This window comes from Olavius algarvensis spirochete endosymbiont (genome assembly GCA_900608495.1).
In the GTDB taxonomy this organism is placed as follows: domain Bacteria; phylum Spirochaetota; class Spirochaetia; order DSM-2461; family DSM-2461; genus UBA2779.
The window spans coordinates 1-10,346 of the sequence record UWYT01000106.1 but is presented as its reverse complement, the minus strand read 5'-3'; the positions used below and the strand labels follow the sequence as shown (position 1 = coordinate 10,346).

The 10,346-nt window shown below is 54.5% G+C and carries 6 protein-coding genes; 1 reads left to right on the top strand and 5 read right to left on the bottom strand.

Annotated elements, in window-relative coordinates; all coding sequences use genetic code 11:
- From S1OALGB6SA_RS02575 to S1OALGB6SA_RS10760, 4 genes are all read right to left on the bottom strand, one after another.
- Nucleotides 1–1,310, bottom strand: a 1,310-nt coding sequence (locus S1OALGB6SA_RS02575) for a DEAD/DEAH box helicase (RefSeq protein ID WP_230204374.1), incomplete at its 3' end; no start/stop codon positions are given.
- 63 nt (nucleotides 1,311–1,373) lie between these two features.
- Nucleotides 1,374–3,419: a 3'-5' exonuclease gene (locus S1OALGB6SA_RS02570; RefSeq protein ID WP_124032452.1), complete on the bottom strand. Its 2,046-nt coding sequence runs from the start codon at nucleotides 3,417–3,419 to the stop codon at nucleotides 1,374–1,376.
- A gap of 5 nt (nucleotides 3,420–3,424) precedes the next feature.
- On the bottom strand, nucleotides 3,425–9,022 hold the full coding sequence (locus tag S1OALGB6SA_RS02565; RefSeq protein WP_124032451.1) for a DEAD/DEAH box helicase: 5,598 nt from the start codon (nucleotides 9,020–9,022) through the stop codon (nucleotides 3,425–3,427).
- A 283-nt stretch (nucleotides 9,023–9,305) separates the two neighbouring features.
- Nucleotides 9,306–9,428 carry a hypothetical protein gene (locus S1OALGB6SA_RS10760; protein WP_306766974.1) on the bottom strand — a complete coding sequence of 41 codons (123 nt, stop codon included), beginning with the start codon at nucleotides 9,426–9,428 and terminating at the stop codon, nucleotides 9,306–9,308.
- A gap of 115 nt (nucleotides 9,429–9,543) precedes the next feature.
- Here S1OALGB6SA_RS10760 and S1OALGB6SA_RS10530 point away from each other — a divergent pair, with 115 nt between their 5' ends.
- On the top strand, nucleotides 9,544–9,762 hold the full coding sequence (locus S1OALGB6SA_RS10530; protein WP_148084008.1) for a hypothetical protein: 219 nt from the start codon (nucleotides 9,544–9,546) through the stop codon (nucleotides 9,760–9,762).
- A gap of 430 nt (nucleotides 9,763–10,192) precedes the next feature.
- On the opposite strand, the gene S1OALGB6SA_RS10870 is transcribed toward S1OALGB6SA_RS10530, so the two are convergent.
- Nucleotides 10,193–10,345 (bottom strand): hypothetical protein, encoded by a 153-nt coding sequence (locus tag S1OALGB6SA_RS10870; RefSeq protein WP_371686031.1) that lies wholly within the window; start codon nucleotides 10,343–10,345, stop codon nucleotides 10,193–10,195.
- Nucleotide 10,346 lies beyond the last annotated feature (1 nt).

Below are 10,346 nucleotides of genomic sequence, written 5' to 3'. Positions count from 1 at the left end.
TCCGCTTCGCCTGCAAGCGAAAGCAGCCGCCGACGTTCGCCATCCTCCTCTCCAGAGTCGCCGCCGGGTACAACGTCGATAATTTCGCAGTTCTCGTTATCGCGATCCAGAACGGCGCGGCGCCCTTCTTCGTCGATTTGCTCCACGGTATCGCATTCCGCACCGGATGAACGATTGCGCAGAGTGGCCGCGGCCGCGGCGGGACTGGAGGATAGAGAGCGCAGCAGGGCCAGCGCCGACCACCAGCGAACCCTTTGCCGTCGCTCTTCGATGGACTTGTCAAGCACGCTTTCCCGGCAGTAGGCCAGCACCTTGTCGAGGAAGCGGCGGTAGCCTGGCCGCAGCGAGTAGTGCTCTTCAGCGGTTTCGCGATCGGGGAAGGGCGTAACAGTATCGAGATAGTTTTCGAGATCGACTCTGCGACGCTGTACAAAATATCTGGCCAGTTTCTCGCGATTGTGGCGGTTTTTATCGCCGGAAAGGTTTTCGGGAAGTTCGAGCAGTTTCTCATCCAGCAGCGACAGCAGCGAACGAAAGCTTTCCTCCTTGCCGCTGTGCGGAGTGGCGGTAACCAGAATCATATTGCGGGAGCGGCCTTCCTTTGATTGGGGATTGACAAGCCCCTTGAGCAGCTCGTGACGCCTCTGAGAGGTGCTGCCCTTGCCGGCGGCCGTGCAGGTGTGCGCTTCGTCGACGATAATCAAATCCGGGGAGGTGCGGAGAAACTCGTAACGGCGGCGTTCGCTCTTGATATAGTCGGTGGAGACGACGGTGTAGGGATATCGTTCAAACAGAGACTGGTTGGATGAACGCTCCAGGCGTGCGGCCGTCCCCGAAAGAACGAGTTCCGCGTCGATGTGAAACTGCTCGGAGAGGGCCCTTTGCCACTGTTCGGCGAGGTGCGGCGGACACAGAACAGCAAGTCCTCGAACTTCCCCCCGGTCGATTAGCTCGCGGGCCGCCAGACAGGCTTCGACGGTTTTTCCAATCCCGACGTCGTCGGCGATAAGAATGCGAACAGGATCCAGCTTGAGGGCCATAAGCAGTGGTACGAGCTGGTAGGGACGCGGCTCAACCGCAATTCCGGCGAGGGAGCGGAATGGACCGGCGCCTGAGCGAAACCCCAGGCGAACGGCATCCCTCAGCAGGCTGCACGAAAGCTGGTTGCCCATATCCCCGGCTGGATTGGGAAGTTCGAACACGGCTGGATCGGGACGCTCCAGAGGAAGATATATTCCGGTAACCTCGTCCTCTGTTCCGCCAAGGGGGCGCAGGATAAGCATGTCTGGATCGTCGTTGCTCTCGGGCAAAACCACCCACTCCCGGCCTCTAATCTTTACGAGAGAGCCAATGTCAAAACCCATTCTTCATCATTAGGCCTTCGGCAACTCGGTTAGAAAGCGGCTTGGGCTGCCATTCCAGCTCACCGTCAATTCGTCTCGCGCCCGTGTCATGGCGACATAAAGCAGTTGACGTTCCCTTGCCTCGGCTGTTTCCACATCCTGCGGATCGTCCACGCGGAGCGCATCAGGGTAGGGCAGCATCTTATCGCCGCAGCCGAGTAACAACACCGCCTTGAACTCCAGCCCCTTGGCGCGGTGCATCGTGCCGAATTGAACAGCGCTTTTTTTAATTGGTTCCCTATCGCGGAGTTGATGAGAGGGAATATTCTCTGATAAGAGCGCCTTGCCAAATTCTTCAATGTGCTTTTTCGTTCTCGCAAAGGCGCCTATGGCTTCCGGGGCCAGCCCCTTATCCAACCATTGGCGAATTGTGATTACGCCGGCCTCGATTTCATCGTTATGCGAGTCGCAGCCATCAAACCGCGGCTTAGTTCCCAGCCGCAGGCTCCGAGTGCCGGTGCGGGACTCGGAGCCCCCGTCCATGTCATCGCAGGTTTCACTGAGCATCTGGTCGGCTGCTCGGCGAATCCTGGCGGTTGTGCGGTAGTTGATGCGCAGCACCGTCGAACGACCGCGCACCTCGATTCCGAGCTTACTCAGATTGAAGCTTCCGGAATAGATTCGCTGGCCCGCATCGCCGCAGAGCATCAGATTGCCTGGATGCGCCCGGCAAAGGGTTTTGAGAAATCTCAGCTCCGGTGGTTTCAAATCCTGTATCTCGTCGACAATCACCGCGGTAAATGAGCTGCTTGCTCTTCCTTCTTTTAACAGCTCTTCGGCTCGTCTGCAAAGTCCGGGCCAGTCGTATATATTTTTATCCGCAAGCGATTCGAGTGCGCCTCCGAACACCTTCCAGAGCACCTTCCTCTCCTTTACGGAAAGTCCCTTGCCCCTGCCGGTTCGTCTGGCCTCTCTATACTCGCCCCACGAGGCGATGCCCTGCGTTTGCACGACATTGTTCCATTCCGCATGAATGAAGCTCTCCTCATAGCCAGGCGCATGAGGGGCGCTTAGATTATCAAGCAGTTTTTCGATGTCTTCTTTTTTAGCGGGGTTTGCGTCGGGCTCCGCCTGCCGCACAATTCCCAAAGCCTGGCTGTGTACGGTGGAAACCGTGATTCTCTCCAGCACGTTTTGTGAATGGCAGAGCTTTGCCAGGTTGCCTTCGATGTTTTCGCAGAGTGTTTTGCCGTAGCTGGTGAGCAGCACCCTGTTGTCCTCTTTGGCAAGATGTCGGGCTCTATGCAAGGCCACTACGGTTTTTCCGGTGCCTGCCGATCCGGAAACCTTCGAAGGCCCCTTGAATTCATGTTTTACCAGAACGCGCTGAGAGGGATGCAGGAAGGCTATCCAGCGATCCATAGGCGCTCCGAGCGCAGCTTCGAAAATCTCTTCATCTTCAAACGAAGAGAGGACAAGCTGAGTATCAGCAGCCTCGATGGCCGGCTTGTCTGTACCAACGGGCATTGGCGGCGTTACCAGTTCGTCGCTTGCGAGTGCCAGGAGTCGTTCTGCCAGGTGCCCGGGAAGCTTATCGCCCTTTGACAGGAAATCATCATCATTTCGCAGTTGGCGGAGCCAGGGCAGCCAAACTTCCGGAATTCCTAACGAGAGCAGATAATCGTCCTTGTAATCATCGAAAAGATGCCTGTCTTCCGGCAGAATTTTCCCGGGTTGCTTAACTTCGATGATTTCCACGATTTGGAAAGCACCGGTAACCGAATGGCGACCGATCACCCTGTGCTCGGCCCAGTTATAAGCCTGGTCGTGATGTGCAACATAAAGGATAAACCACCTGCTGCCGTCTTTTAGAAGGATAACCCGCAAATCCTGGTTTACTCGTCCAGACCAGAGGTTTTTGGAATGAGCGAGCTTCAGGCGCTTCAGTTGAATACTCGGGTGCTTGGGTTTTTCCCGGAACAGATTGATAAACTTTGTGGCACTGTTACGCTCATTTTGGTTTAGCTGGTTAAATGAGTCAAAAAACTGTGTTGCGATCATGGGTTTTTTGTCCATGGTGGTTATATTTCCTCCAATTCCGCAAGAATGCGCGCCATCACATTTTTCTCGTCAGCGCGAACTCGGAGCACTCGATGGCCCTGTTCCGCCAGAGCGTTTACCATGGCGACTGTCGTGGATTTAGCGTCATCCACCAGACGAATCAGGCGCTTGCCCTTTCTGATGGTCGCGAGGTCGAGATCGACAACCCTTTCTTTGTCCATAACTTCATCTCCCGGTTCCAGGAGGATGCCTTCGGTTTCGGCCAATTGCTTCATTACAGTGTGCCATGACGGGTCGAAGTCCTCCGGATCGAACTCATAAGCGGGAGGAGCATCTGAACCCGCGGATACTGCCGGCTTGCGATTGTTAGTGGTATTGCGATTGTTAGTGGTATTGCGATTGTTAGTGGTATTGCGATTGTTAGCGGTATTGCGATTGTTAGTGGTATTAAGGAAATCCAGCTCATAAGCGGGAGGAGCATCTGAACCCGCGGATACTGCCGGCTTGCCGAATAAGTCCGGATAGCGGCTCAGAATCGGCTCCCAGTCTGCCGCGTGATGGAAGCGAATAACGATGAACCCGCTATTCTCCAGCAATTCCTGCTGTTTCTCGTCCTTAGCCTTCACTTCGGCTGTGTCGTGGTGCGGGCCGTCAATGAATATTGCGGTGCCTTTATCGCGATAAAGGAAATCAGGACGCACTCCGCAATCTTCCACTATTGACTGGCCCTCTTCTGGGAGCCTCAATTTCATTTCCTTCACCTTTTCCACCCAGTTTCGTTCCAAATTAGACTGGCACAGATTGAGCAGTCGTTTGAATTGGTCTTCACGGGCTATCACCGGTGATGCCTGCACTGAAGCTCTCATCCATTGCTTTAGAATGTCGGGCAGATAATGCCGATCCAGCAGACGGTGATCCCGCTGGTTGTAGTAGGATAATAGACAATCGTAGCAAGCCGCCTCACAGTCCTCTCGCGCGTCTTTGGCGCGCCGCCGATCTTCAGCTGTCTCAGGATCGAAATGGCAGATTTCCATGGCGCGACGCGCTATGGCCGGCAAGGCGTCAGCATCTTCTGCCAGCCGTCGCAGCACTCCGGCCCCGCCTTCGGACGCCTCATAGAGAAGGATGTACCTGCGATCATCCGAGCTGGGAAGAGCCTCGGTGGCGAGCTCTCTATCCTCGAGCTGGAAATGCACCTGGATGGCGGTTTTGAGCGCTGCCTCCAGCGATGCCATCTGAATGCCATTAAGCTTCTCTTCCGGTTGGATTATAATGCAATTTCGAGTATCTTCGACATAGGGTACAACACGTTCCGAACAGGGGGATAACGGGTCTTCCGGATCTTCATCAGCAACCTGGCTTTTAGCCCAGTAGCCCCGTTTGGTGTCGAGCAGATAACCCGTTTCACCCTTGTCTTTGCGACGACGCCAGCCAAGATTCATCCTCCAGAGCGTGGCGGCGTGCCCGTAAACCAGTGTTGCGAGCAAGTCGTCGTCTTTGGAGATAAGCTTGGCGCTGGGGGCCGACGCGCTTTCCCGAACCGCGAGGCGGAAGCCGGTTTTCAGCTCGTAGCCCAGGCGAAAGCGCTCCTCTTCGTCGGAGTTGATGCGGCTGCGGCGTCTTGTGGCTACGTTCTGCATTCGAAAGAGTTTATCGTAGGCCTTTAGGCGCTTCGATTTGCAGTGCACACAGAGATCGGGGCCGGGTTCGTCTTCGAGCGGATGGATGTAGCCGCAGGCTTCGCACTGGACGGCCCGCCTCTTGAAGCTGTGACTCTCGTCTTCGACAGGTAAAATCACTTTGTTTATCAAGTAGCGGGATCCTTCGTGGTAGATGAAGCTGCGGGGACCGAACTCGCTGATTGCAAGAAATCGGGGCCGTGTCAGGAACTCATCCACTCCCCGCTGTTGTCGACGACCGGGGAGAAAGGCTGACAAGGGGAGCCTTGGGAAATTGTACCCGGGAAGGAAGCCTTCACTTGCGAAATATCGATAACTGTAAAAGTCGGAATGAGATGATTCGGATTTCTCAAGCAGGAGATTGAGTTGCGCCTCGGCCTCGGCCCGCAGACGTTTCGCAGTCTCCCTGTCCTTGGAAGTTTGTGAGGAATCGAGGATGATTTGACTCTGACGTTTGGACTGGTCCAGCGCAGACTTATAGAGCCCGCGCCAACGGCGACAGGCATGCTCGAAACTATTGTAGATTTGAGCGAGTTCGCGGTTGAGCCAGTTCTCGGGCTTATCGCCCGGCTCCAGCAGTTTCCCGATGGTTTCACCTAGAGCTTCGAGCGCCATGCAATGGGTTTTTCTTCGGAAGGTGAGGTTGTCCAGTGCCTCCTTTATCTTGCGCAGTATCTTCAATGAAGGCGGGTTGCCCTTTACATCGAGAACATCCCCTAGAGATTTTCCAAGAGGGAGTTCGGAGGCGCCCAGCCAGATTGCATGGACATGAGCGCGAATTAAATCTTCATTGGCGAGATCGAGTTGCGGTGTCGTCACCGAACCGGCAACCATGTTCTCAGGGCGCTTGAAAAAGTACTGGTCGTGGGAACTGCCGGCTGAACAATAAGAAAACACGAATGCGGGCTGTCCACTTCTACCTGCGCGCCCGCTGCGCTGCGCGTAGTTCGCCGGGGTGGGCGGGATGTTGCGCATGTTGACGACATTGAGCTCTGAGATGTCGACGCCGAGTTCCATTGTCGGAGAACAGTAGAGAACAGGCAAATCGGCGCTTCGGAATTTCTCCTCACGCTCTTTTCGAATATCACTGGGCACCTGGGCCGTGTGCTCATGTGCTTCGATGTTCCTTATGTCGTCAATCTCGCCGCGATAGAAATCGGTGAAAAAGGGGTTGGTTCTAAGCCCGTCTTTCGGTTTGCGAGGCACACGCACGGGATCGTGAAAACCATGGGAACCTTCGCCGGGGCGCCAGATAAGCGAAGCGGCGTTTAACTGGTATCCTCCTACGTCGCCTTCCTTCTCAGGTTTAATTACTTGATGAATCAAACCCGGGATGGTGAGCTGTTCGCAGAGCTGGAGAATTATCTTCGTGAAGTCTTCAAGCTTCAAAGACTCGTTCCGAAAAGCTTTTTGGCGTTTGAGGTAGCGGCCGAAGCCGCCCCGAGGTGAGAGATAGACGAAGTTGTCCGCTTTATCCGCCCCGCGGGGTCGGGGAAGAACTATCCTGCCGACTTCAAGCTGCTCGTTGTCATCAAGCGCCCAGGGAGCAGTCAGGCGTTGGCTGGATTTCTGTTTGATGGTATCGTGATGCTTTGAATTGAGGTAGTTCACACGGATGGCTAGCTCACGCCGCATGAAATCCAGCAATGCCTGGCAAATCTCCTTTCGATCTTCCGTTTTCGCATCAGCTAGAATCGGATGTGTGTGTTTCCATTCGTTCTTATTGGAGCAGAATTCTTTCAGTGACAGGTAGTCGATGTCGAGGAGGCCGCACTGCTCCAGATTGGGTGAGGTGATTCGCCAGCCGCGCTTCAAGTCGCGATAGACGTAGTATCCCAGAATCTCCCTCAACGCGAAATCGGTTTCTTCCCTGGCTTTGTATTTGACACCGGGATCTGCAGCATAGAGTTCGACGGGCAGATTGGCGGCCTCGAACACGCGCAGGGTAATCCTATCGTGTCGGATGCCTTCTTTGCCGGCCTTGTCCACCGCGCGCCACAACGCCGAACGAAGCAGAGCTATCTCGATGAAATCGTTAAAATGTCCGGCTTGCAGCGATGCGTCCTGGCGATTGTCCGTAAAGCTCAGGAGTTTTTTCGCTTCCCGGGCAAGGTTTCCGCTGCGAAGCCTGCGGATAGTTGACAGGGTCATCACCGTTGTCGAGGTGCTGCGGCCCTCGGAACCCAGTGTCGCCAATTTTCCGAAGTCCGACTTCTGGCGCGGATTGTAGGCGACGCTGCAATGGAGACAGAATCGAAACGGTGTTGGGAACCACCATGCAATCTGGTTGCCTTCATTCTCAACTGCTGTTTCATTGATAAAAATTTTCCTCGGCAGATTTTTCTTCTGGCCCTTTCGAACCTGGCCATTCTTGTTGTCGAGCCAGTCTTCGGGGAGTTTTTTGATAATCTCCTCTGAATCTTCGGGCCATGGCTCTTTCTCGCTGATATACAGGTAGCCGGCCTCACCATCGTCGTTATCGAGATAATCGGAAACAGACCGCTCGAAATAGGCGGGCCGCTTATCCTGGTTTTCCCTGCGGCGCACCGGGTAGTATTCCTGGCCGCATTCGCGGCAGAAAGCCACGGGCAGCAGTACCTTCGAACGTCCGCTGCCAGGAACAAACTGCTGCGCCTGGAGAGTGATGTGTCGAAACCCTTCCGGTTCAGGCGAGGCATATACCGATTCCCCTTTTGAAACAAACTGGTGAAGACGGAAAATAAACAGGGAATGGCTCAGCGCCTTTCTGAGTTCAATCTCGCAGAGGTTTCTCTCGACGCCGGTCAGGTTGGCGAGTTCGGCGGCGGCGCCGTTATCTCCGCTTAGAGAGCGTGGTGTGCAGCGCACCAAACGGTCACCATCCGGTTCTTTCTGAAAACCAAGCGTAGATTCGATCCATGAAAAAAGCGGATCGTCCGAAAAAGCTTTCGTGTTCTCCGTGGAGGGGTCCACGCCTGAGCGGACTCGCTGCGTAAGGCGGTCGATGAACGCCTGGTTGGTTTTGTCGCAGGAGGGCGTTGCCTGCCGCAACCTCTCGCCGATAACCCTTTCCGGCTTAACCTCGGCGCCGAATAAGAGAGAGGAGGCATCGGCAATCGCCGCCTGTTGCTCGGCCCACGAACCGCTGGCCGCAAGCGTGGCCGATGTACCGATATGAAGAAGCTTTGTTGCCTCGCAGGCCGCACGAATACGGCGCACCAGCATGGCCACGTCCGCGCCTTGACGCCCCCGGTATGTGTGGAGTTCATCGAGAACCAGAAATCGAAGGCCCCTGGCAGACCTGATAAGTTGGTAGTCATTAGGTCTGGTAAGAACCAACTCCAACATGATGTAGTTGGTTAGCAAGATATCCGGGGGATTTGCAATGATTTCCTTGCGCTCTTTGTCCTTCTCCTGTCCGGTGTAGCGGTTGAAGGTAACCGGCTCATGGCCCGTTGGATAGCCCCGGCGCAGGAATTTCTCAAGCTCGCCCATCTGGCTGTTAGCCAGTGCATTCATCGGGTATACGATGATGGCCTGGATACCCCTGCCACTGCCTTCCCGCAGCACGTGGTTGACTATGGGAACGATATACGAAAGGCTCTTGCCGGAACCAGTGCCCGTTGTCAGAACGTAGTTGTCTCCCGCACCTGCGGCGCGAATACTATCCACTTGATGGTGGTAGAGGCGAAGCGGATCCTCGATGGCCCCATCCTCACTTTTATCTCGAAAGATGTTAATACACTCGGGATGGAGTTCACCGCTATCGATTAGCTTTTCGAAAGTTTCGCCAGTCTCGAAGAATGGATTAAGCTGAACAAGCGGGTCCGGCCACAAAAACCCCCCTTCCATCTCCTGTTCCACAAGCCGGCGAATTCTTTCGTCCTTTATGGTGAGGAAACTTCTAACGTAAGATTTATAATCCTCGATAACTTTGTCCCGAAGGCCAAAAACGTCCATGTCAAACCTCCTTTTCGTTGTTATCGCGATTACTGTTTTCGGGCTTCTCCATGTCAGCGATTTTGAGAGGCAACCTCATGATAATCGTTTCATCTTGTTGCATCGGTATAGCTCACCGTAGAATCCACAACCCTCATATCATTGTTTTATCTTTTTGCCGCTGTGTCAAGATTGGGAGACTAGGGCTGCCCTGGCTAATGCTGTGTTGTTGCGAATTGAACCCACATTCAATGGCCGCTCCTCATATTGCCCTGCCATTGTTTTCGAGCTTCACGCAGCAGCACTAACTGTTTTGGCGGACTCCGGCGCGATTGGGGCGTCGCGCGGTTCGATAAGATTTCACGGCCAGGCGTCTGCCAAAATTGCCTGTGATTCCATCATCGCCGTATCTTGTGCTTTGCTGCATCGAGGGCCTTCTCGGTGAGACGCATTTCAATCAGCTTATGAACCTGGCTGGGCGGGGAATCTCGGGTTGGAAACGAATGGTGCCCTTGCTGACACCGTACTCGGAGAGTTTGCTGATGAATACGTCCAGCGTGCTGTCGTTGAACAAGGGCCAGCACTTTGCGGCAAAACCGCAGCGCTTTTTTGCGAAACGCCGGCTGGTCGCAGCCGATTCACTCCCCGGCATCCAGCGTTGCGGCCCTTATCTGCTTCCACAAATGATTGAGTGTTTTGCGCTCAAGTGGCCCCAGGCAGGCCCAATAGCCTTGTCTGATGCTTTCTTAAATTGCTCATAAGCAAGTCACTTTCCATGAGCAAGATTCTATCGGCACTCCCAGTATCTTGATTGCCTAATCCTGTGGATGAGAACTGGATGAACCTCACGGCCCGGGATTGGTTGCCGCCGGATCGCCGGCGATTTATCAGGCGAAGTAAGGAGGGCAATCCTGGATGAGGTGAGACGACTTCTACTTGCAGCTGGCTCTTTCATCGATGTTACTTGCAATCCTGGCGAAGTTGGCTATCAGCATCGCAGCTGCAAGCTATAGATTCCAGCTTCTTCTGTTTCGAATCGGCAGAGCCCTTCTTCCTGTGAAAAAACTTTTCCTTGTTTTTGGATGTTTGTATGGAACATCGGGCGAAAGCTGACGCAATAAGCCTGCCTCCGCATCAAGGGGCAGTTCTAAAGGATACCACACTTAAGATGAAGAGCCATCGCGCCGCTGCCTAGGGCACCTTGTACTCTATCTTCCGGATGCGGTGGTTGAGTGTATCTGCCACATAGACAGTGCCGGATGAGTCCACAGCCACGCCGTCGGGGTTCTTAAACTGTGCATCTGTGCCGGTGCCATCCTTATAGCCTGACGTTCTGCCGGCCAAG

Excerpts from the sequence above, each read along its gene's own strand:
- S1OALGB6SA_RS02570 (WP_124032452.1), bottom strand. The coding sequence starts at position 3,419 with ATGGACAAAAAACCCATGATCGCAACACAGTTTTTTGACTCATTTAAC.
- S1OALGB6SA_RS02565 (WP_124032451.1), bottom strand. The coding sequence starts at position 9,022 with ATGGACGTTTTTGGCCTTCGGGACAAAGTTATCGAGGATTATAAATCT.
- S1OALGB6SA_RS10760 (WP_306766974.1), bottom strand. The coding sequence starts at position 9,428 with ATGCAGCAAAGCACAAGATACGGCGATGATGGAATCACAGGCAATTTT.
- S1OALGB6SA_RS10530 (WP_148084008.1), top strand. The coding sequence starts at position 9,544 with ATGAATACGTCCAGCGTGCTGTCGTTGAACAAGGGCCAGCACTTTGCG.